This window comes from Kurthia sibirica (assembly GCF_003143975.1).
Classification (GTDB): Bacteria; Bacillota; Bacilli; order Bacillales_A; family Planococcaceae; genus Kurthia; species Kurthia sibirica.
The window spans coordinates 1-22,346 of the sequence record NZ_QFVR01000024.1 but is presented as its reverse complement, the minus strand read 5'-3'; the positions used below and the strand labels follow the sequence as shown (position 1 = coordinate 22,346).

Annotated in this window: 19 protein-coding genes and 2 tRNA genes; 18 read left to right on the top strand and 3 right to left on the bottom strand. The window is 37.7% G+C overall.

Annotation, left to right across the window (positions count from 1 at the left end; translation table 11 throughout):
• The first annotated feature begins 78 nt into the window (after positions 1 to 78).
• Positions 79 to 3,585 (top strand): transcription-repair coupling factor, encoded by a 3,507-nt coding sequence (gene mfd, locus DEX24_RS14255; RefSeq protein ID WP_109307089.1) that lies wholly within the window; start codon positions 79 to 81, stop codon positions 3,583 to 3,585.
• A 50-nt stretch (positions 3,586 to 3,635) separates the two neighbouring features.
• On the opposite strand, the gene DEX24_RS14250 is transcribed toward mfd, so the two are convergent.
• Positions 3,636 to 3,818: a hypothetical protein gene (locus DEX24_RS14250; protein ID WP_109307088.1), complete on the bottom strand. Its 183-nt coding sequence runs from the start codon at positions 3,816 to 3,818 to the stop codon at positions 3,636 to 3,638.
• A gap of 171 nt (positions 3,819 to 3,989) precedes the next feature.
• Between DEX24_RS14250 and DEX24_RS14245 the strand changes: the two genes are divergently transcribed.
• The 5 genes from DEX24_RS14245 to DEX24_RS14225 all read left to right on the top strand — a co-directional run bounded on the left by DEX24_RS14245 (position 3,990) and on the right by DEX24_RS14225 (position 8,549).
• Positions 3,990 to 5,588 (top strand): putative polysaccharide biosynthesis protein, encoded by a 1,599-nt coding sequence (locus DEX24_RS14245; RefSeq protein WP_109307087.1) that lies wholly within the window; start codon positions 3,990 to 3,992, stop codon positions 5,586 to 5,588.
• 8 nt (positions 5,589 to 5,596) lie between these two features.
• Entirely contained in the window at positions 5,597 to 7,066 is a 1,470-nt protein-coding gene (yabN, locus tag DEX24_RS14240) for a bifunctional methyltransferase/pyrophosphohydrolase YabN (RefSeq protein WP_109307086.1), read from the top strand.
• Between the two features lie 3 nt (positions 7,067 to 7,069).
• Positions 7,070 to 7,360 carry an RNA-binding S4 domain-containing protein gene (locus DEX24_RS14235; protein ID WP_109307085.1) on the top strand — a complete coding sequence of 97 codons (291 nt, stop codon included), beginning with the start codon at positions 7,070 to 7,072 and terminating at the stop codon, positions 7,358 to 7,360.
• 183 nt (positions 7,361 to 7,543) lie between these two features.
• On the top strand, positions 7,544 to 7,969 hold the full coding sequence (locus DEX24_RS14230) for an FtsB family cell division protein (RefSeq protein ID WP_109307084.1): 426 nt from the start codon (positions 7,544 to 7,546) through the stop codon (positions 7,967 to 7,969).
• Between the two features lie 124 nt (positions 7,970 to 8,093).
• Positions 8,094 to 8,549, top strand: a complete 456-nt coding sequence (locus DEX24_RS14225; protein ID WP_109307083.1) for a S1 domain-containing RNA-binding protein — start codon at positions 8,094 to 8,096, stop codon at positions 8,547 to 8,549.
• A 185-nt stretch (positions 8,550 to 8,734) separates the two neighbouring features.
• Here the strand turns inward: DEX24_RS14225 and DEX24_RS14220 are convergent.
• Both DEX24_RS14220 and DEX24_RS14215 read right to left on the bottom strand, forming a co-directional pair.
• A tRNA-Glu gene (locus tag DEX24_RS14220) sits at positions 8,735 to 8,806 on the bottom strand.
• A 3-nt stretch (positions 8,807 to 8,809) separates the two neighbouring features.
• Positions 8,810 to 8,883 (bottom strand) — tRNA-Met (locus tag DEX24_RS14215).
• Positions 8,884 to 9,165: 282 nt separating this feature from the next.
• Here DEX24_RS14215 and tilS point away from each other — a divergent pair.
• From tilS to lysS, 12 genes are all read left to right on the top strand, one after another.
• The gene (tilS, locus tag DEX24_RS14210; RefSeq protein ID WP_109307082.1) at positions 9,166 to 10,569 is read left to right on the top strand and encodes a tRNA lysidine(34) synthetase TilS; all 1,404 of its coding nucleotides are present in this window, start codon (positions 9,166 to 9,168) and stop codon (positions 10,567 to 10,569) included.
• 34 nt (positions 10,570 to 10,603) lie between these two features.
• Entirely contained in the window at positions 10,604 to 11,146 is a 543-nt protein-coding gene (gene hpt / locus DEX24_RS14205; protein ID WP_109307081.1) for a hypoxanthine phosphoribosyltransferase, read from the top strand.
• 121 nt (positions 11,147 to 11,267) lie between these two features.
• A complete protein-coding gene (ftsH, locus tag DEX24_RS14200; RefSeq protein WP_109307080.1) occupies positions 11,268 to 13,292 on the top strand; it encodes an ATP-dependent zinc metalloprotease FtsH in 2,025 nt (674 codons plus the stop codon).
• A gap of 107 nt (positions 13,293 to 13,399) precedes the next feature.
• Complete coding sequence (hslO, locus tag DEX24_RS14195; protein WP_109307079.1) at positions 13,400 to 14,293, top strand: Hsp33 family molecular chaperone HslO; 894 nt, start codon at positions 13,400 to 13,402, stop codon at positions 14,291 to 14,293.
• A 132-nt stretch (positions 14,294 to 14,425) separates the two neighbouring features.
• Positions 14,426 to 15,364: a cysteine synthase A gene (gene cysK, locus DEX24_RS14190; RefSeq protein ID WP_109307078.1), complete on the top strand. Its 939-nt coding sequence runs from the start codon at positions 14,426 to 14,428 to the stop codon at positions 15,362 to 15,364.
• A 183-nt stretch (positions 15,365 to 15,547) separates the two neighbouring features.
• The gene (locus DEX24_RS14185) at positions 15,548 to 16,906 is read left to right on the top strand and encodes an anthranilate synthase component I family protein (protein ID WP_109307120.1); all 1,359 of its coding nucleotides are present in this window, start codon (positions 15,548 to 15,550) and stop codon (positions 16,904 to 16,906) included.
• Complete coding sequence (gene pabA / locus DEX24_RS14180; RefSeq protein ID WP_109307077.1) at positions 16,903 to 17,481, top strand: aminodeoxychorismate/anthranilate synthase component II; 579 nt, start codon at positions 16,903 to 16,905, stop codon at positions 17,479 to 17,481. Before DEX24_RS14185 ends, pabA begins: the two co-directional genes overlap by 4 nt.
• 2 nt (positions 17,482 to 17,483) lie before the next feature.
• Positions 17,484 to 18,317, top strand: a complete 834-nt coding sequence (gene pabC / locus DEX24_RS14175) for an aminodeoxychorismate lyase (RefSeq protein ID WP_109307076.1) — start codon at positions 17,484 to 17,486, stop codon at positions 18,315 to 18,317.
• A gap of 6 nt (positions 18,318 to 18,323) precedes the next feature.
• Entirely contained in the window at positions 18,324 to 19,145 is an 822-nt protein-coding gene (folP, locus tag DEX24_RS14170) for a dihydropteroate synthase (protein WP_109307075.1), read from the top strand.
• A 12-nt stretch (positions 19,146 to 19,157) separates the two neighbouring features.
• Positions 19,158 to 19,526 carry a dihydroneopterin aldolase gene (gene folB / locus DEX24_RS14165; protein WP_109307074.1) on the top strand — a complete coding sequence of 123 codons (369 nt, stop codon included), beginning with the start codon at positions 19,158 to 19,160 and terminating at the stop codon, positions 19,524 to 19,526.
• Positions 19,523 to 20,038, top strand: a complete 516-nt coding sequence (gene folK, locus DEX24_RS14160) for a 2-amino-4-hydroxy-6-hydroxymethyldihydropteridine diphosphokinase (protein WP_109307073.1) — start codon at positions 19,523 to 19,525, stop codon at positions 20,036 to 20,038. Before folB ends, folK begins: the two co-directional genes overlap by 4 nt.
• Before the next feature lie 217 nt (positions 20,039 to 20,255).
• Positions 20,256 to 21,752 carry a lysine--tRNA ligase gene (lysS, locus tag DEX24_RS14155; protein ID WP_373863581.1) on the top strand — a complete coding sequence of 499 codons (1,497 nt, stop codon included), beginning with the start codon at positions 20,256 to 20,258 and terminating at the stop codon, positions 21,750 to 21,752.
• The last annotated feature ends 594 nt before the right edge of the window (positions 21,753 to 22,346 follow it).

Sequence of the window (22,346 nt, the reverse complement as noted above, 5' to 3'; positions counted from 1 at the left end):
TCATAAGAAAAAGCTTTGGCACAACTTTATATGCCAAGGCCTTTTTCTATATTGTATGTATACAACAAGGAGGAAGACATGGAAACATTGCGCAAATTGTTAATGAGCGATTCGCATGTCGAGCAATTGATGACCGCTATCAATTCTGGACAACAAGGTCAGCTTATAACAGGTTTATCTGGCAGCGCTAGATCAGCATTTATTGATACGATTTTTGAAGAAACAGCAGCTTCTATCTATGTAGTCGCTCCAAATATGTTACAAGCACAAAGCCTCTATGAAGATTTATCGAAGCTAGTAGGAGAAGCTAGTGTACATTATTATCCAGCTGATGAATTTATTGCAGCAGATATGGCGGTAGCGAGTCCAGAGTTACGTGCTCAACGTATTGAAACATTGGATCATCTATTGCATGATCGCCGAGGTATTTATATTATTCCGTCAGCAGGGATGCGTAAAATTATGGCTCCAAAAGAACAGTGGATGTCATTGCGTGTGGCAATTAAAGTCGGACAAGATTTGGATATTGAACAGTTGTTACAGCAACTTGTAACGATGGGATATGTACGTAACGGCATGGTGACAACACCAGGTGAATTTGCTGTGCGCGGTGGTATCATTGATTTATATCCCCCTTATTTTGATGAACCTGTACGCTTGGAGTTATTTGACACAGAAGTCGATTCTATTCGTACATTTTCAGCAGACAATCAACGCTCAATAGCGAAGCTCGAATCGTTAACAATCTTGCCAGCAGCGGAGGTTGTCTTAACGACTACTATGCGTCAAGAATTGGCCTTACGATTAGAGCATGGTCTAGCTGATAGTTTGAAAAAAGTACGAACAGACGATGTGAAAATGTCATTAATAGAAAATATTCAAGCAGATATCGCTATGTTACAGCAAGGTGAACTACCAGATTTTATCAATCGCTATGGCTCATTATTGTATGAAAAACCAGCTTTTATAGGAGATTATTTTGATAAAAAAGGCATTGTTATTTTTGAGGAATTAAGTCGTATTCAAGAAGTAATGGAAGCTTGGGATAAGGAAGAAAAAGATTGGACGCTTGAATTAATTGCAGAAGGGAAACTTGTCCATAGTGTGAAGCCTTCTTATAGCTTTAAAGAAATAGTAGAGAATGTCGAACAACGAAAAATATTTTTCTCACTATTTGCTCGAAGTTTTAGCGGCATTAAGTTCACTGAGATTACAAGTTTCTCTTGCAAGCCAATGCAACGTTTTCATGGTCAAATGACCCTGTTAAAAGCAGAAATTGAACGTTGGAAATCAGAGAAATTCACAGTACTCTTTATAACGGAAGATGCCGAACGACTCGGTCAAATGCAAAATTTACTTAACGATTATGATATTCAAATTCAATTAGGCGAGCCGAATGGTATTGGTGTATTTGCGATGGAAGGTAAGTTGAATAGCGGTTTTGAAATGCCTATGCAACATGTTGCGGTTGTGACCGAGGAAGAATTATTCAAACAACAACCGAAGAAAAAATCTCGTCCAAAAACAATGACAAATGCCGAAAGAATTAAAAGCTATACAGAAATTAAACCAGGCGATTATGTTGTGCATGTTCACCATGGTATTGGTAAATATTTAGGAATTGAAACATTGGAAATGAATGGTCATTTCAAAGACTACTTAAATATTCGATATCGTGCAGATGATAAATTATTTGTACCTGTTGATCAAATCGATCTAATCCAAAAATATGTTGGTTCGGAAGATCGAGAACCTAAATTGCATAAATTAGGTGGCGTGGAATGGAAACGTACGAAGAGTAAAGTATCTGCGGCGGTACAAGATATTGCCGATGATCTAATCAAGCTCTATGCAGAGCGAGAAGCTGCAAAAGGATATGCATTTTCACCCGATGATGCCGATATGCGTCAATTTGAAGAAGCCTTCCCTTATGAAGAAACGGTTGATCAACTGCGCACGATTGAAGAAGTTAAAATTGATATGGAGAAAGAACGTCCAATGGACCGACTTGTATGTGGGGATGTGGGATATGGTAAAACAGAAATTGCTATTCGTGCAGCATACAAAGCAGTGCTTGATGGTAAGCAAGTGGCCTTCCTAGTACCAACTACTATTTTAGCTCAGCAACATTTTGAAACATTGTCCAATCGTTTCCAAGATATTGGTGTAAATATTGGCTTGTTAAGTCGTTTCCGTTCCAAAAAACAACAGACGGAGACATTACAACAACTACAAGCAGGAACCGTTGATATCGTCATTGGCACACATCGTATTCTATCGAAGGATGTTGTTTTCAAAGACCTAGGTTTACTTATTGTCGATGAAGAGCAACGTTTTGGTGTGACACATAAAGAAAAAATTAAATCACTAAAAACCAATGTTGATGTCTTAACGCTAACGGCCACACCAATTCCGAGAACCCTGCATATGTCGATGGTCGGCGTACGTGATTTATCGGTTATTGAAACCCCACCAGCGAATCGCTTTCCAGTACAGACTTACGTGATGGAACATAATGGAGCGCTCGTACGTGAAGCAATTGAACGTGAAATGGCTCGTGGTGGTCAGGTCTTTTATCTGCATAACCGTGTCGACGATATGGCAAAAGAAGTCGATAAAATTCAAATGCTTGTACCGGAAGCAAGAATTGGGCACGCACATGGTAAAATGACGGAAACGCAATTGGAGTCCGTTATTTTAGGCTTTTTAGAAGGCGAATTTGATGTTCTCGTTACGACGACAATTATCGAAACAGGCATGGATATTCCAAATGTTAATACATTGATCGTCAACAATGCCGATCGTATGGGCTTATCACAACTCTATCAGCTACGAGGACGTGTTGGTCGCTCGAATCGTGTTGCATATGCCTATTTTATGTATCAACGTGATAAAGTGTTGACAGAAGTAGCAGAACAACGATTACAAGCAGTGAAAGAATTTACGGAACTAGGTTCAGGCTTTAAAATTGCGATGCGCGATTTATCGATACGTGGTGCTGGTAATTTACTTGGTTCACAACAACATGGCTTTATTGATTCTGTTGGTTTTGATCTTTACTCTCAAATGTTAGAAGAAGCAGTTGTCGAAAAACAAACAGGCAAGAAAAAATCACAAGAACAAGATGTGGAGATTATATTACCGTATGATGCCTATATCCCAGATTCTTATATTCAGGATGGTTATCAAAAAATCCAAATGTATAAACGCATTAAAGGGATTGAAACAGAGGAAGATTATTTAGAGATTAATGAAGAATTAGTCGATCGTTTCGGTGATATTCCAGCAGAAGTACAGCTTTTAATGCGCATAGCTCGCATGAAGGCATGGGCTCGTCTTGTTGGTGTGGATTCTATCAAAGTGAAAAAAGGCATTATACGTATTGAAATTTCTGAAGAAGGAACGAATCGCTTAGATGGTGGTAAAGTAGTTTCTGATTCGATGCAATTTGGACGTGCAGTCGGTTTTGTAATGGAAGGCGGCAAACTTGTATTAACGATCGATGAACGAAAAATTAATAAAGATCAACAGGCATTTACAATTATTGAAGGAGTCGTAAAAAATCTGCCAGATGCTTTAAAATAATAAAGATGGACGGTGAAAATAAAATATTTTCATCGCCCATTTTTTCTTTATCATTTCATTTCAGGTTCACACCTATTATCTTTTTCATTTTTAAGACGTCTAGTAAATGTCTCACCTTGTAATTTTTGCTCTTTATCATGTAAAATACTTGCGAAATCATATGGCGTAAAAGCTTTTCTAGGCTTTTTGAAGCGGAAAGCGTTGGATGAAGAATCAATCTGTTTGATTTTCACGTCAGTAACCTCCTTTATGCTGAATGCATCGGTAAGATTTAAAATATATCTATAAAAAAAGTGCAAAAGGGGAAAAAGGAATTAGCATTATTCGGGTAAATATGTAAATTCGCATGGAAATTGAACTATGATATACTATCAAATAAGAATTTTAAAGGACTGAAAAAAACGATGTCTACTATGAAAAGTTACGCTAAGGGCATAGCGCTCTTAACGGCGGCGGCATTATTCGTCAAATTATTGAGCATGCTCTATCGTATTCCTTTTCAAAACCTCGTGGGGGATAAAGGCTTCTTTATTTATCAACAAGTATACCCCTTCGTAGCTATTTTTATGACGTGGACTTCTAGTGGTTTGTCAATTGCCATTTCTAAAATGATTGCCGATGAAGCGCTAAGCAATAGCTCTCGTAAAACAGCCGTTGCTCAATTACTCTATCGCTTTCTTTGGTTATTATCGGCACTGTTTTTTAGTGTATTTTATAGTTGTGCTCCCTTTTTTGCAGCAGCAATGGGCGATCCACAATTGGAGGCTTCTTTAAAAATCGGAGCATTTGTTATTTTTACAATGCCGGTATTAGCTTTCTACAAGGGCACACTACAAGCAGCAGGTGATTTATCGCGTGTAGCTCTTATTCAAGTAGTGGAACAGGTCGTACGTGTAGGACTTATACTTGGAGGCACAACCTATGTCATGTTGACATCAAAATCACTATACTTAGCTGGAGAAGTGGCAATATTTGGTACGATTTTTGGCGAAGTGGCAGGCGTAATTTTATTATTAATCGTCATGCGCAAATCTTCACAACGGGTTACGCTCTTTAAAAGAAACCATACATTGCCTAATAAAGCCGGTATTATGAAAAAAATGCTTGTTGTGAGTATTAGCGCGAGTATGAGTAGTTTACTACTTATTTTTTTTCAACTCGTTGATTCCTTTACGGTATTTGATGCTTTACAAAAATTCGCTATGACAAAAGCACAGGCAATGACAGAAAAAGGTATTTATGATCGCGGGCAGCCACTTGTACAAGTAGGTTTAGTCATTGCATCATCAATGTCTATGGCAATCGTACCGATGATTGCCAATGCGATTATGATGAGAAAGAAACAACAGGCAACAGCATTTATTCAACTGACATATCAAGCTACATTGCTATTTGGTATAGCTGCAGCTGTTGGTTTAATGTTAATCATGCCTTATTTAAATACACTCTTATTTGAAACGAATGCTCTTTCTGATGTGTTAGTTATTTATATGTTACAAATAATTACCTTATCCGTCATCGTAACAATTACAGCTATTTTACAAGGGTTGGGCTATCGTAAAGGCCCAACGATACTGTTAACAGTAAGTTTAATACTGAAAATCAGCTTAAATCACGCCCTCGTGATGAGATATGGTGTCGTTGGTGCTGCAATTTCGAGCAATATCGCTCTATTATTTGGTGCCGCCGGACTGATATACTATTTAAAACGAATGAAAAAGTTGCCATTAGCATCTTTTCATTTTTATAAAACAACGGTGCTCGCTACGCTCGCAATGTTCATCAGCGTAAAAATGACACTCTTTTTAATGGATAGAATGCCCTTTATTTCTATTGGAGGACGTTTATATGCACTACTAGTTGTCAGTATCGCAGCATCAGTGGGCGCAGGTGTTTTTGTATTATGGGTTACAAAGTTTACGCTCTTCACCCCCCGCCAATGGCTATTATTGCCACTTGGTAGAAAACTTGCATCATTGCAAATATTATTAAATAAGAAATAGGTGGAATAATGAATAAAGTAACAGTATTAGGATTGGGCGCTGGTGATTTTAATCAGCTACCAATGGGTGTTTATCGACAATTAAAAGCGACTTCAACACTGTATGTTCGAACGATGGATCATCCAGTAATTGAAGAATTACGTATGGAAAATTTACAATTTATAAGTTTTGACCAAGTGTATGAAAAACATGATCATTTCTTACCAGTATATGAAGAAATTACGGAAACGTTAATACAAGCATCAATTGATGATGATGTGGTCTATGCAGTTCCTGGACATCCATTAGTAGCTGAAATGACTGTGCAATTACTTGTACAAGCAGAAAAAGAAGGTCGCATTCAACTTGTAGTAGAGGGTGGACAGAGCTTTTTAGATGCAATATTTGGGGCATTGCGCATCGATCCAATCGATGGTTTTCAATTGGTTGATGGTTCGACTTTTTCCATTCATCATGTCAATATGAATAATCACTTATTAATTGCACAAGTGTACGATCAAATAAGTGCATCTAATGTAAAATTAACCTTGATGGAAAAATATGATGCAGAATATCCAGTGACAATTGTTACCGCAGCAGGTTCTTCAGGCGAACTATTACAAACAGTTCCATTATTTGAATTGGATCATGTAGCAACAATTAATAATTTAACAACGGTATATGTACCACCTGTTACTGATCCATTACAAGCAACGAAGGAATGGTCTACGCTACGTGATATTATAGCGAAATTACGTGGTCCAGAGGGTTGTGAATGGGATAAAGCACAAACACATGCTACATTGAAGCGCTATTTATTGGAAGAGGCACATGAGGTGTTGCAAGCCATAGATGAAGATGATCATGATCATATCATCGAAGAGTTTGGTGATTTACTGATGATTGTATTCATGAATGCGCAGATTGGTGAAGAAGAGGGTTTCTTTAATTTAGAAGATTTAATAGAGGGTGTTACGACTAAAATGATTCGTCGCCATCCGCATGTCTTTTCAGATGTTACAGTTAATAATGTGGAAGAAATTAATGCCAATTGGGAAAAAATAAAAAAAGAAGAGCATGCAACCGACAATAAGGATGAAGCGCTATTGGCTGGTGAGTATCGTGCGGAGTCAGCCCTTCAAACATCGTATAATTATCAGAAAAAAGCAGCGAAGCTCAACTTTGAGTGGTCGACAACAGAGCAATATTGGTTGAAATGCCAAGAAGAATGGCTTGAATTTAAAGAAGCACTTGAAAAAGGAACGAAAGCACAACAACTAGATGAGCTTGGTGATGTTCTGACGACGATTGTCAATTTAGCGCGACATTATAAATTATCTGCTGAAGAGGCAATGCTTCATGGCAATGCAAAATTTGCCAAACGTTTTGGTTTTGTCGAGCAGCAAGTAAAAGCAACAGGGAAAGATTTTTCAACTGCAACGATTGATGAATTGCTATCATTGTGGCAACAAGCAAAAGAAGATGAAGGAGGACAATAAAACATGCGTTTAGATAAATTTTTAAAAGTATCGCGTTTAATTAAACGACGTACTTTAGCGAAGCAAGTAGCAGACCAAGGGCGTATTTCAATAGATGGTAAAACGGTGAAGGCGGCAAGTCGTATAAAAGTTGGTGATGTGTTAGCTATTCGTTTTGGTCAAAAAATTGTTACAGTACGCATTGAGATGTTAAAAGATATCGTACGTAAAGACGAAGCGGCAGCCATGTATACGATTCTTAGTGAAGAAAAACTTGAGGTGGTAGAGCCAGAATTCATAGATGATGAGGATTAAATAATGCATTAAAAAGGTTTAACTAGTATGAAAAAGTGAAAAAGAATATGATAACGAAGGAATTTTTGTTATTTTTAGGAATTATTTAAGCTTTCTAAGGGTTAATCCTTATAATAATCCAGTTTTTCCTTTATACTATTTAAGTAATAGGTATCCGATGATTTTTCAAGGGAGGAGAAATCTATGTCCGAAAAAAAGTCACGCAGACCGAATTCCATTAGTAGAATTCATCAAGACTTTGTAAAGCAGGAAGAAATAAAAGCGAAACGTCTACATAATAGAAAAGTATCACTTTATCGAAACCTTGCAATTATGACGACGATTTTTTTCCTGACTGTTGGTTCACTTCTTTTTACTCTTGCTCATCAAAAAAATAATTTGCAAGAAAAAAAGGAAGCAGAAATAGCATTAAAAAGAGAATTAGATAATCAAAAAGAACAGCAAAAAGAACTAAAAACACAGATTGTTAAGCTAGACGATGACGATTATATCGCGAAAATAGTAAGAAAAGATTTATTTTTATCGAAAAAAGGCGAAAAGATATTTAATATTCCAAACGCTGCCAAAGATGACGATGAAATGGATTTTTCTCAAAGTCAAAAAGACTAGTCTTGTTGACACTCTTTTTTTCATGGCTATAATAAGTAGTGAGTAATGAGCAATATATTGCATATTACAATTCAGTTATTGACTATCATTAGTCGCTTAAATTCTAAGGAGGAGCATTTTTTTTATGGCAATTGAAGTAGGTAGCAAAGTACAAGGTAAAGTAACAGGTATTACAAATTTCGGAGCATTCGTGGAGTTACCAGATAACTCTACAGGTCTTGTGCATATTAGTGAAGTCGCTGATAACTATGTAAAAGATATCAACGATCATTTAAAAGTTGGAGAAATGGTTGAAGTTAAAATTATGAATGTAGAAGCTGATGGTAAAATTGGTCTTTCAATTCGTAAAGCAAAACCTCAAGCAGAACGTCCAGAACGCCCAGAACGCCCAGAGCGTCCACAACGCCCACGCGGTAACAACAGTCGTGGCGGAGGCAACAATCGCGGACAACAATATCAGCCACCAGAGAATTTCGAGCAAAAAATGGCTCGTTTCTTAAAGGACAGTGACGAACGTCTAACGACTTTAAAACGTGCTACTGAATCGAAACGCGGCGGCCGTGGCGCAAGAAGAAGCTAATTGCTAACTCTTTAGTCATAGAAAAAGTGTCAATATAGAACGTCTAGTGATGACCAGCAACTCTGTAAGAGTTTTGCAGGTCATCACTTTTTTATGGAAAAAAACTATCCGCATGATTCGTACGACAAATTATTATAAAATAACAAAAAAAGAAGCTCTCCTGAAAAGGAAAGCTTCTTTTAATATGACCCCTACGGGATTCGAACCCGTGTTACCGCCGTGAAAGGGCGGTGTCTTAACCGCTTGACCAAGGGGCCAAATAGCGACCGAGGGGATCGAACCCCCGACCTTTCGGGTATGAACCGAACGCTCTAGCCAGCTGAGCTAGGTCGCCATAACAACGATGTCTTTTAGACAACATAGATTATATTACAAGAGGATTGCTATACCGTCAAGCGGTTTTTTGAAAAAAATTTGAATGAATTTAAAACAATTCATTTTTCTGCAAAAATAATAGCATTTTTTAGAAATAAATGGGGTAATAAATATAATATGCAAAACAATACCAATTAAATTCAGGTATTTAACATAAATTAAAGAAGATTGAGGTGATGAAGCTACTTTGTTCCATTTCTATAGTTGAAAAGTGTTACTATTGATTGTAGAGGTGATTGACATGACTAATCTCGAACGACAAGCGGCAAGTTATATAGAAAAAAACAACCTATTAATGCCTACTGATCGTATACTAGTAGCCTGTTCCGGTGGTGTGGATTCTATTGTGTTGCTGCATTATTTGAACGAGCTTAAAAAAACAGCAAATTTTGATATCGCTGCTGTCCATGTCAACCATATGTTGCGCGGGCAAGCTGCAGATGGCGATCGCCAATTTGTAGAGCGCTTTTGTGCAGAGCATGCAATTCAAATTTTCGCTGCAAACATTGAAATCCCAGCAATTCATGCTGAGGAAAAAGGTAATTTGCAAGATGTTTGTAGACGAGAACGCTACAAGTATTTCATGGAAATTATGATTGAAGAAGGTTTTAATAAAGTAGCCGTTGCACATCATGCCGATGATCAAATCGAAAGTATTTTAATGGCCTTAGTAAGAGGTTCACATGAACAAGGTGTATTGGGGATGCCGGCACAACGTGATTTTTACGGTCAGCAGTTAATTCGGCCATTCTTAAGCGTTACGCGTCAAGACATTATGGACTATTTAACAAACTATCAACTCGATTATCGAGAAGATGCAAGCAATAAAAAAGACTCCTATACGCGCAATCGTTTACGCCACCATGTGGTACCTTTATTAAGAGAGGAAAATAGTAAAATAGCAGTAGCTTTTCAACGTTTTTCTGAAAAAGAAAGAATGGAAGAAGTTGTCTTGGAGGACTTAACAAAAGCTGTTTTTAATGAGCTGATCGTTGTCGAAAGTGACAATATGATGACATTATCAATTATTCCATTCCAAAAACAGCCACTTGCTTTACAAAGAAGGGTCATTCTACTACTATTAAAATATCTTTATAAAGATACAATCATTGCACAAAGCTATACACTTTGGACGGCAATTTTACAATTGACGACAACGATTGATGGTCATAAAGAATTATCGCTACCAGATGGTGGAGTGGCTCAAAGACAATATGATGTACTTTATGTATATCGTCGAAGACCTTTACTAAAAGAAGTTGAGCAGCATGTGCTGGCAATGGATAGATGGTATCTATTACCAAATGGTCAACGATATGGAATTTTCCACGATATGACGACTCAAACGTATTCAGATGAAGCAAAATTCTATGCTTTGTCACATCCAAAGCTGAAGCATCCGTTGACCCGTCGTTCTAAGAATGATGGAGATCGAATGCAATTAGCAGGCATGGGCAATTACAAAAAGGTATCGCGCATTTTTATCGATGCAAAAGTACCGCTGCAAGATCGAATTGAATGGCCGCTGATTGTCGATTCAAATGATGAAATTATCGCGTTGCCAGGATTGCGTGTAAGCTCTTTATGTACGCAAGTGCACAGTTCTAGTAAGGGTGCAATTATGATCGTAGACGTACAAATCTAATGCCGTCTACTTATATTCAAGGAGGATACAAGCAATGCTTCAGAAAGACATCGAGGAAATATTGATTTCCGAAGAACAATTACAAGAAAAGATTTTAGAATTAGGTGCACAAATTACGGCAGATTATGATGACAAATTCCCATTATTAGTTGGTGTCTTAAAAGGTGCAATGCCTTTTATGGCTGATTTAATGAAGCGCATCGATGCCTATTTAGAAATTGATTTTATGGATGTTACAAGCTATGGTAATGCAACTGTCTCTTCAGGCGAAGTGAAAATCGTTAAAGATTTAAACACAAGTGTTGAAGGTCGCGACATTATTATCGTAGAAGATATTATTGATTCTGGTTTAACTTTGAGCTATTTAGTTGATTTATTTAAATACCGCAAAGCAAAATCAATTCGTATTATTACATTATTAGATAAACCATCGGGTCGTAAAGTGGACTTAAAACCGGATTATGTTGGTTTTGATGTTCCAGATGCATTCGTTGTAGGTTATGGTTTAGACTACGCGGAAAGATATCGTAACTTACCATATATTGGCGTTCTTAAAAAGTCAGTTTACTCTTTCTAGCAAAAAATGCGACAATTTTCACTTGAAAGTTGTGAAAGAAAAGACTTTTCATTGTACGCTCTAATTTCCATATGATAAGATTTACTATAGTTTTTCTGTTTACCTGATGAGGAGGCTGGGGATGAATCGAGTATTTCGATACGCCATATTGTATTTATTGATTTTTCTTGTGATAGTAGGGATTTTTGGTACGTTTAACGGCCAAAATAAACCGACAAAAGATTTAAATTATAATGAGTTTATTACAGCATTACAAGATGGGAAAGTTTCCAAAGCGGATATTCAACCGGATAAATTGGTGTATGTCGTAAAAGGTAAACTTGAAGGTTACAAAGAAGACGAATCATTCGTAACGAATATTCCTCAGAACGATCAAGATTTAATGAACATTATCCGTGATGAAGCAAGTAAGAGTTCAAAAATCAACTTCTTACCCGCTCCTGAAACGAGTGGTTGGATTTCATTCATAACGGGTGTAATTCCATTTATTATTATCTTCATTTTGTTCTTCTTCTTATTGAATCAGTCACAAGGTGGCGGCAATAAAGTGATGAGTTTTGGTAAGAGTAAAGCGAAGCTTTATGATGACCAAAAGAAAAAAGTTCGTTTTACTGACGTAGCTGGTGCTGATGAAGAGAAACAAGAGCTTATAGAAGTTGTTGATTTCTTAAAAGACCCAACTAAGTTCGAAGCAATCGGTGCGCGAATTCCAAAAGGTATTCTACTTGTGGGACCTCCGGGTACTGGTAAAACATTACTTGCACGTGCTGTAGCTGGCGAAGCTGGCGTACCGTTCTTCTCAATCAGTGGTTCTGATTTTGTTGAAATGTTCGTTGGTGTCGGTGCTTCTCGTGTCCGTGATTTATTCGAAAATGCGAAGAAAAATGCACCTTGTATCATTTTCATTGATGAAATTGATGCAGTAGGCCGTCAACGTGGTGCTGGTGTTGGTGGTGGTCACGATGAACGTGAGCAGACATTAAACCAACTTCTAGTTGAAATGGATGGTTTTGGTGCCAACGAAGGTATTATTATCATCGCTGCTACTAACCGTCCTGACATTTTAGATCCTGCATTATTACGTCCAGGTCGTTTTGACCGTCAAATTACTGTAGGTCGTCCAGATGTCAAAGGACGCGAAGCGATACTTCGAGTACATGCTCGCAAAAAACCTCTTGATGAATCTGTTGATATGAAAGCAATTGCACAACGTACACCAGGGTTCTCTGGTGCCGATTTAGAAAACTTATTAAATGAAGCAGCTCTTGTTGCAGCTCGTTCTAATAAATTGAAAATTGACATGGGTGATATCGATGAAGCGACGGACCGTGTTATTGCCGGTGTAGCTAAAACTAGCCGTGTAATCTCTAAAAAAGAACGTAATATCGTTGCGTATCATGAAGCAGGTCACGTAGTAGTGGGCTTAACTTTAGACGAAGCTGAAAAAGTGCATAAGGTAACAATCGTACCTCGTGGACAAGCTGGTGGTTATGCAGTAATGCTTCCAAAAGAAGATCGTTACTTCATGACAAAACCAGAGCTTCTTGATAAAGTATCTGGTTTATTAGGTGGTCGTGCGGCAGAAGACATCGCTTTTGGCGAAGTTTCAACTGGTGCTCACAATGACTTCCAACGCGTGACAAGCATCGTTAGATCAATGGTAACTGAATATGGTATGAGCGATAAGCTTGGCCAATTACAGTTCGGTGCAAATTCAGGTGGTAATGTATTCTTAGGTCGTGATATGACTTCAGAGCAAAATTATTCTGATAAAATCGCTTATGAAATTGATCAAGAAATGCAAGAAATGGTTGCTGAGCAATATGCTCGTACGAAGAAAATTTTAACAGAGCGTCGGGAGCTATTGAACTTAATCGCTGAAACGCTATTAGAAATTGAAACTTTAGATGCTGAACAAATTGAGCATCTAGAGAAGTATGGTAAATTGCCAGAACGTTCGTATGATAAGAAAAATGGTGAAGTTGTTGCAGAGACAACTGTAAAAGAAGTAACTGAAGCAACTGAAACTACAATCGTGAAAGAAACTAAAGTGGAATTGGGCAAAAATGAGCCAACAACTGAAGATCTTCCAAGCGATCAACCAAACGATAAAAATAAAAACGGTATTCAAGAAGAACGAGACTAAAAATGTTGACCGACTCATGCTGAGTCGGTCAGCTTTTTTTTGTAAAGGCTTCTATGTTATGATGTCGAAAGATGTTTACACTATTGAAATAGAAAAGAGGATAATCCATGTCAGATTATTTAGTAAGAGCATTAGGATTTAATGGGAGTGTACGTGCGTTTGCAGTCAGTACAACTGAAACAGTTGGTGAAGCACAACGTCGTCATGATACATGGCCAACTGCCTCAGCAGCGCTAGGTCGTACGATGACTGCCGGTATTATTATGGGCGCTATGCAAAAAGGCGAAGACAAGTTAACGATTAAAATCCAGGGTGATGGCGAGTTAGGTGGGATCATTGTTGATGCCAATGCTAAAGGCGAAGTACGCGGTTATGCAATCAATCCTCATGTACACTATGATTTAAACGCAGCCGGTAAGTTAGATGTTCGTCGTGCTGTAGGTACAGAAGGTTCTCTATCTGTCGTAAAAGATTCAGGTTTACGAGATTACTTTACAGGTCAGGTGCCGCTTGTATCGGGAGAAATTGCTGAAGATTTCACATACTATTTCGCTAAATCAGAGCAAGTTCCTTCAGCAGTTGGTCTAGGTGTTTTAGTAGATACAGATAATTCAATTGCAGCAGCAGGTGGTTTTGTTATTCAAGTGATGCCGAATGTTGATGATGAGACAATCACATTAATTGAGGAACAACTCGGGAAAATTGAACCTGTTTCTAAAATGATTGAAAAAGGCTATACACCAGAAGAAGTATTAGAAGCAGTGTTAGGTAAAGGGAATGTCCAAGTACTTGATACAATGCCTGTTCAATTTGCTTGCAATTGTTCAAAAGAACGTTTTGGTGCAGCTTTATTAAGCTTAGGTAAAACAGAGTTACAACAAATGATCAATGAAGAAGAAAAAACAGAAGCACAATGTCACTTCTGTATGGAAACATATGATTTCTCTAAAGAGGAATTGGAAGGTTTCATTGTAGAAATTGATGCTCAAAAAGCGAATTAAAATAACAGATAAAAAGCGACGGAATTTTCCAATAATTCTCCGTCGTTTTTTATTGACTTTGAAATTTTAGTCATGTAAAATTAAAAATATTAAAAGCCTATAAAACTACTAGGAATTAGGAGTGGAATTGAAATGACAAACCAAATCGTAAATTCAGTAACAGAATTAGTAGGTAACACACCGATCGTGAAATTAAATAATTTAACAGGTCCAAATGATGCGAATGTTTATGTGAAATTAGAATATATGAACCCAGGTAGCTCTGTAAAAGATCGTTTAGCTTTAGCAATGGTTGAGCAAGCAGAAAAAGACGGTATTTTAAAAGAAGGTAGCGTTTTAATCGAACCAACTTCTGGTAATACAGGTATTGGTCTTGCAATGGTTGCAGCAGCTAAAGGTTATAAATCAGTGATTGTTATGCCTGATACAATGTCTATGGAACGTCGTAATCTTCTGCGTGCATATGGTGCAGAGCTGATTTTAACGCCAGGTGCAGAAGGTATGAAGGGTGCAATAGCTAAAGCGGAGGAACTATCACAAGAAAATGGTTGGTTTTTACCTCAACAATTTGAAAACCCTGTGAACGCAGTCATTCATCGCGAAACAACAGGTCCAGAAATTGTTGATGCTTTTGAAAAAGCAGGTTTAACTTTAGATGCATTCTTAGCGGGTGTTGGTACTGGTGGTACGATTACTGGTGCAGGCGAAGTATTAAAAGAAAAATTCCCACAAATTGAAATCATTGCTGTAGAACCAAAAGATTCACCAGTACTAGAAGGTGGAAAACCTGGTCCTCATAAAATCCAAGGAATTGGTGCTGGCTTTGTACCAAAAGTGTTAAATACAGATGTTTATGGTTCAGTTTTCCCTGTGGAAAATGAAGCGGCATTTGAAACGGCACGTAAAACTGCCAAAGAAGAAGGTATTTTAGGTGGCATTTCATCCGGTGCAGCAATTTTTGCAGCAGTTGAAACAGCGAAACGTTTAGGAAAAGGTAAAAATGTTTTAGCAATTTTAGCTTCTAATGGCGAACGTTATTTATCAACACCCCTTTATCATTTTGATGACTAATAAATAAGCTATGCCAAAAGTGCAAATGCCAATAAAATGGCATTTGCACTTTTTTTATTGAAAAAAGAGAATCAATTTTGCGAAATGGCGCCACATTTCATATACTATGGACAATGACGTAAAGATAGAATACATGGGGGTAGCAAATTGACGAATCAATTATTTACTACAGCAGCAATACCGATGACAAAGGATGCCTTTTTTTATAACTATAAAGAAAGTGTCAAAGTTGTGGAACATCATATTTTTTTAGAAAGTGGACGAGGAGGCATACAAAGTATCGCAGCGTGGAATCCATTAGCAGTCATCGCTTCTACGGAGCAAGGTATACATATTCAATGGCGTGACGGTCGAGAAGAGCAACGTGTTGGTGAATCGTTAGCATTGATTGAAGAATTGACAGCAAGCTATGCTATTCAAACTGACGAGCCTTATTTTTCTGGAGGTGTCATCGGTTCGGTGTCCTATGACTATAGTCGAGAGATCGAAAAATTATCTTCCAGGGCACAGACAGATTTACGTCTACCACAACATTATTTTTATTTAGTTGATAGTTGGGCTGTTTTTCACGAAGAACAACAGGAAATGCGCTTCATGAAAACCACATCGAGTGAGGTCAATCTAGAACAAGCACTTACTGATTTTCAACATGATCATTTCACGCGTAATTTCCACGCGAATAAAACCATATCTCATCATATGATCGAGGGAATGGCTGTTTCAATGACGGGTCAACAATTTGAAGAAGCAGTTGTGAAAATTCAACAATATATTGCGCAGGGAGACGTCTTCCAAGTAAATTTATCGGTGAGACAATCAAAAATATACGATGAAGAGCCACTTTTATTGTATGAGGCACTACGTACATTTAATCCATCCCCATATATGGCGTTTATTCAATCACCTGATTTTGCTATCGTTTCCGGTTCACCAGAACTGCTTGTGAAGAAAAAGGGAATGGAATTATCGACGCGCCCAATTGCGGGTACGCGCCCAAGGGGACGGAATGATATAGAAGACCAACAACTAGCCGATGAGTTAATCAAGCATCCGAAAGAACGTGCAGAACACGTGATGTTAGTTGATCTTGAAAGAAATGATATTGGTAAAGTGTCACGCTACGGTTCTGTATTTGTTGATGAATTTATGGTGATCGAAAAATATTCTCATGTAATGCATATCGTATCGAATATACGCGGTGAAATAGCGCCATATCAGAACGCCACTGCTGTCATTCGTGCGATGTTCCCAGGAGGGACAATTACCGGAGCACCAAAAATTCGTACGATGGAAATTATAGAGGAGCTAGAACCAGTGCGAAGAGGGATTTACACAGGTTCAATCGGCTGGATTGGTTATAATGGAGATTTAGAGATGAACATCGTTATTCGTACCGCCTTTATTCAAGATAATAAAGTGCATATTCAAGCTGGCGCAGGAATTGTGATTGATTCTGTACCACAGCTTGAATATACGGAATCTTTAAATAAGGCAAAATCAATGTGGCAAGCAGTTCATATGGTGGAGGAGATGGCAAAATGATAGTAATGATTGATAACTATGATTCATTTACTTATAATCTTGTGCAGTATTTTGGTGAATTAGGACAGGAACTAATTGTTAAACGTAATGACGATATTACAGTGACTGAAATTGAACAGCTTGCTCCAACGATGCTCGTCATTTCTCCAGGGCCTTGCTCACCAAATGAAGCAGGGATGAGCTTAGAAATTATCACCTATTTTGCTGGTAAAATACCCATTCTTGGTGTTTGCTTAGGTCATCAATCCATTGCGCAAGTTTTTGGAGGTAGGGTGATTCGTGCGCAGCGTCTCATGCATGGTAAAACATCCCCTATTGAACATGATCACAAGGGAATGAATAAAGGCATGCCTAATCCATATAATGCAACACGTTATCATTCATTAATTGTTGAAAAAGAAACATTACCTGATTGTTTAGTTATTACATCTTGGACAGAGGAAGGCGAAATTATGGGATTACGTCATCGCGAATTACCAATAGAAGGTGTTCAATTTCATCCTGAATCCATTATGACGGAAAATGGTTTACAATTATTGAAAAACTTTATCGTAACCTACTGTGAGGTGTCGTAATAATGTGGTGTTGGATGAATGGACAATATATACAAGATCATGAACTAGTTATTTCACCGTTGGATCATGGTTTTTTATATGGTCTGGGTTTTTTTGAAACTTTTCGTACATATGATGGCATCCCATTTTTATTTGACGAGCATTTCGCTCGATTGACAGAGGCATTGGCGACCTATCGTATCGCAATGCCCTATAGTAAAGAAACATTACTAGTTGTCATTGAGGAGCTAAATAATCGACATGGTCAGGTAGATGGTTATTTTCGATTGAATGTCTCGGCAGGGAATGGTGGTGTAGGTTTACAATTAAAACACTATGATGCACCGACAATTATTATTTTCCGCAAGGAGTTACCAGCTGTTACTGCGATAAAAAAAGCCTATTGGTTAACAACCATACGCAATACGCCAGAACAATCAAAACGTTTTAAGTCCCATCACTACGCCAATAATATATTGGCACGACAAGAATTGACATCATTACAAGAACATGAAGGTTTTTTTGTAACGGAAACAGGAAATATAGCGGAAGGCATTACATCAAATATATTTTGGGTAATAGATGGTGTACTTTATACGCCAAGTTTGGAGACTGGTATATTAAATGGTATTACACGACAAGCTGTTATTGCACTCGCTCATGCTAATGACATAAAAGTACGAGAAGGGCTTTTTGCGAAAACTGTATTGGAGGAAGCGCAAGAATGTTTTGTCACAACATCTGTGCAAGAACTGATTGCTATAGCTTCTCTAGATAATCGACTATTTTCTACGGTTGAAGGGCCGATCTATACGTTATTAAGCAAATGCTATAAAGAACAAATAAATGGGGTGTAAGGAAATATGAAATTACGATATGCTACTGATTATACGATTGCCGGTAAAGTGATGGATTTTGGCGAAAAAACACATATAATGGGCATTTTAAATATAACACCTGATTCATTTTCTGATGGTGGGCGGTACAATTCGGTAGAAGCGGCAGTAGAGCGTGCACGTCAAATGGTAGAGCAAGGCGCAACGATTATCGATATTGGTGGTGAGTCGACGAGACCTGGTTATACACCGGTATCTATTGAAGAAGAAATTGCGCGTGTTGTGCCAGTTATAGAGGCCATTGTACAGCAAGTCGATGTACTTATTTCAATCGATACATTTAAATCACATGTAGCAGAGCAAGCAGTTTTAGCTGGTGCTCATATTATTAATGATATATGGGGTGGGCAGTATGATCCTAAAATTGCAACAATTGCCGCTCAATATAAAGTACCGCTCATTTTAATGCATAATCGCAAAGAAGAATATGTTGGTGATGCATTTTGGTTAGCTGTAGAACAAGATATAGTGAATAGTATTACGCTAGCTAAACAAGCCGGTGTACAACAAATTTGGCTTGATCCAGGTATCGGTTTTGGAAAAACACATGCGCAAAATATAGAGATGATGCGTAAATTGCCTGAACTTGTGAATATGGGCTATCCTGTATTACTTGCAACATCTCGTAAACGCATGATTGGGACAATTCTAGATTTACCAGTTGAAGAACGTATGGAAGGAACAGGTGCGAGCTGCTGCTATGGTGTGGATAAGGGTTGCCATATTGTTCGAGTACATGATGTACAACCCATTGCCCGCATGATGAAAATGATGGATGCACTACGCTAAGGAGGAAAAAACATGGATTATATTCATTTGAAGGATATGGAGTTTTATGGTTATCACGGGGTGCTTGCAGCCGAAACAGAATTAGGTCAACGTTTTCGTATTACGATGCATATAGCGGTAGATTTACAATATGCAGGAGAAACGGATGAATTGGATAACACAGTGAGCTATGCAGAGGTATTTTCAATCGTTAAAGATATCGTTGAAGGAAAACCATATAAGTTAATTGAAGCGGTAGCTGAAAAACTAGCTTCAGCTGTGCGCAATGCATATCCAGCTGTTATTAAAGGGATTCAAGTAGAAGTGATTAAACCAGACCCTCCGATTCCGGGACACTATCGCGAAGTGTCTGTCGAAATTACAAGAGGCGAATTCATATGATGCAAGCCTATATTTCGTTAGGTTCTAATATGGGAGACAAAGTGGAGTCACTTAAACAGGCAGTACAGCTTTTGCATGGAGAGAAAGAAATCCGAGTGACCGCAGTTTCTTCTATATATGATACAGATCCAGTTGGCTACGAAGATCAAGATGTTTTTATGAATTGTATAGTAGAGGTGGATACGTCTTTAAGTGCTTTGGATTTACTGCGGAGTTGCCAGGCGATTGAACAGAAGTTAAAGCGAGAGCGCATTATCCGTTGGGGTCCAAGAACGATGGATTTGGATATTATTCTATATGGTGAGGAAATACATGATAATGAAATTTTAACAATTCCTCACGCGCGTATGCACGAACGTGCCTTTGTACTTGTACCGTTAGCTGAAATAGCACCATATGCGAATCAACCTGTACTTGGACAAAGCATCGATGCACTACTTGCAGAACTAGGGTCGCAAGGCGTAAGATTATTCAAGCGAATAGAGAATGTACAACAGTTTCTTCAGATGTGATACCTTTTATGAAAAAATATAAGGTCATATTGAAATTATGGTGGCTACAGTGATCTTGAACCGACACGTAATAGGTGTTTCAATTTCATATTATCAACTCTTTAGTGCGAGTAATTTTTACTGCTTGCATAAAATGAGAGGAAAGTCGTGAATCGTATGTTAAAATTGTGTACAGTAAATACATTATGGACTGCGTAGAGCAGAACAGATATAAGGAGTGAAAGTCGTGTCAGAAGAATTAAATGACCAGAGTTTGGTGAGACGCCAAAAAATGGATTCAATAAGAGAAGCAGGGCTAGACCCATTTGGTCAACGTTTTGTTAGAACACATCTATCAAATGAGTTAAAAGAAAAATATGATGGATACACAAAAGAAGAGTTAGCAGAAAATGAATCAGAAGATGTTGTAATCGCAGGGCGTATTATGACAAAACGCGGTAAAGGTAAGGCGGGGTTTGCGAATATTCAAGATTTAGCCGGCCAAATGCAAATTTATGTACGTAAAGATGCAATTGGTGACGAAGCGTATGACCTGTTCTTGCGCGCTGATTTAGGCGATATCGTAGGTATTAAAGGTAAGATGTTTAAAACAAATACAGGTGAAACAACAGTTAAAGCAACTGAATTCACTTTCTTAACTAAATCATTGCGTCCAATGCCGGAAAAATTCCATGGCTTACAGGATGTAGAACAACGTTATCGTCAACGCTATTTAGATTTGATTACAAATAACGAAAGCAAACAAGCGTTTATTACACGTAGCCAAATTATTCGCTCGATTCGCAATTTCTTAGATAACAAAGGTTATTTAGAAGTAGAAACACCAATGTTAAATGCAATTGCAGGTGGAGCGGCAGCACGTCCGTTTGAAACGCATCATAATGCATTGGATGCTAAAATGTATATGCGCATCGCAATTGAGCTTTATTTAAAACGTTTAATCGTAGGTGGACTTGAAAAAGTATATGAAATCGGCCGCGTATTCCGAAATGAAGGCGTATCTACACGACATAATCCTGAATTCACATTGCTTGAATTGTATGAGGCATATGCTGATTATGAAGACATTATGAATTTGACTGAAGATTTATTTGTTCATGTTGCTACTGAAGTGTTAGGTACTACACAACTTCAGTATGGTGAAGATGTAATCGATATTTCTAAAGGTTGGAAACGAATGCATATGGTTGATGCTGTTAAAGAAGCAACAGGTGTTGATTTCTGGCAAGAAATGACTAAAGAAGAAGCGCAAGCTTTAGCTAAAGAACATAATGTTGGCATAAAAGACACGATGGAAATCGGTCATATTATTAATGAATTCTTCGAACAAAAAATTGAAGAAACATTAGTGCAACCAACTTTTGTTTATGGACACCCGGTAGAAATTTCTCCATTAGCAAAGAAAAATCCAGAAGATCCACGTTTCACAGATCGCTTTGAATTATTCATTGTACGTCGAGAGCATGCAAATGCCTTTACAGAACTTAATGATCCAATTGATCAACGTGAGCGCTTTGAAGCACAAATGGTTGAAAAAGAACAAGGTAATGATGAAGCACATGATATGGATGAAGACTTTTTAGAAGCTTTAGAATATGGTATGGCACCAACTGGTGGACTAGGAATCGGCATCGATCGTATGATTATGCTATTCACAAATTCACAATCAATACGTGACGTATTGTTATTCCCATTAATGCGTCAACACGATTAATTATATTAAAATAGTATTTAAGCACCCAAATTATCTTAATTAGGGTGCTTTTTTCTATACATATATTTTCCCATTGTATTTCAACGTTTTTTTGTATACAATATAAAACGTACTAAAGAAGAGAGAGTTATTACGACCTGAATGGTCATATAAATAACTTTTAAAAAGTGCTTGCACATACTATAGTATGGTGATATAATAATTAAGTCGTCAAGCGAGTTAGTCATAACTCATCAAAACAATTTTAAAATAGTTGTTGACAGACAAAACGTAAAGAGTTATAATATTAAAGTCGCTAACGAGTGACGCACTAATTTCTAAAAAAGAATTTGAAAAAAGTTCTTGACAAAGAAATGGTTAAAGTGTTATAATAATCAAGTCGCTTACGAGTGACGAAAACATGAACCTTGAAAACTAAACAAGCAGTGAAGTTAATCAATATAAAGTCTTACAAACTTTAATTAGTACGTAAGCAAACGAAGACATTCTATTCGTAGAATGTCGTTATCGAAAGATAACGCTAGCAAAGCAAATGAGCTTTCAAACACTTTTATGGAGAGTTTGATCCTGGCTCAGGACGAACGCTGGCGGCGT

Bases quoted from the DNA above. Each gene is read 5' to 3' on its own strand.
- mfd (WP_109307089.1), top strand. From the start codon at position 79: ATGGAAACATTGCGCAAATTGTTAATGAGCGATTCGCATGTCGAGCAA.
- DEX24_RS14245 (WP_109307087.1), top strand. From the start codon at position 3,990: ATGTCTACTATGAAAAGTTACGCTAAGGGCATAGCGCTCTTAACGGCG.
- yabN (WP_109307086.1), top strand. From the start codon at position 5,597: ATGAATAAAGTAACAGTATTAGGATTGGGCGCTGGTGATTTTAATCAG.
- DEX24_RS14235 (WP_109307085.1), top strand. From the start codon at position 7,070: ATGCGTTTAGATAAATTTTTAAAAGTATCGCGTTTAATTAAACGACGT.
- DEX24_RS14230 (WP_109307084.1), top strand. From the start codon at position 7,544: ATGTCCGAAAAAAAGTCACGCAGACCGAATTCCATTAGTAGAATTCAT.
- DEX24_RS14225 (WP_109307083.1), top strand. From the start codon at position 8,094: ATGGCAATTGAAGTAGGTAGCAAAGTACAAGGTAAAGTAACAGGTATT.
- tilS (WP_109307082.1), top strand. From the start codon at position 9,166: ATGACTAATCTCGAACGACAAGCGGCAAGTTATATAGAAAAAAACAAC.
- hpt (WP_109307081.1), top strand. From the start codon at position 10,604: ATGCTTCAGAAAGACATCGAGGAAATATTGATTTCCGAAGAACAATTA.
- ftsH (WP_109307080.1), top strand. From the start codon at position 11,268: ATGAATCGAGTATTTCGATACGCCATATTGTATTTATTGATTTTTCTT.
- hslO (WP_109307079.1), top strand. From the start codon at position 13,400: ATGTCAGATTATTTAGTAAGAGCATTAGGATTTAATGGGAGTGTACGT.
- cysK (WP_109307078.1), top strand. From the start codon at position 14,426: ATGACAAACCAAATCGTAAATTCAGTAACAGAATTAGTAGGTAACACA.
- DEX24_RS14185 (WP_109307120.1), top strand. From the start codon at position 15,548: ATGACAAAGGATGCCTTTTTTTATAACTATAAAGAAAGTGTCAAAGTT.
- pabA (WP_109307077.1), top strand. From the start codon at position 16,903: ATGATAGTAATGATTGATAACTATGATTCATTTACTTATAATCTTGTG.
- pabC (WP_109307076.1), top strand. From the start codon at position 17,484: ATGTGGTGTTGGATGAATGGACAATATATACAAGATCATGAACTAGTT.
- folP (WP_109307075.1), top strand. From the start codon at position 18,324: ATGAAATTACGATATGCTACTGATTATACGATTGCCGGTAAAGTGATG.
- folB (WP_109307074.1), top strand. From the start codon at position 19,158: ATGGATTATATTCATTTGAAGGATATGGAGTTTTATGGTTATCACGGG.
- folK (WP_109307073.1), top strand. From the start codon at position 19,523: ATGATGCAAGCCTATATTTCGTTAGGTTCTAATATGGGAGACAAAGTG.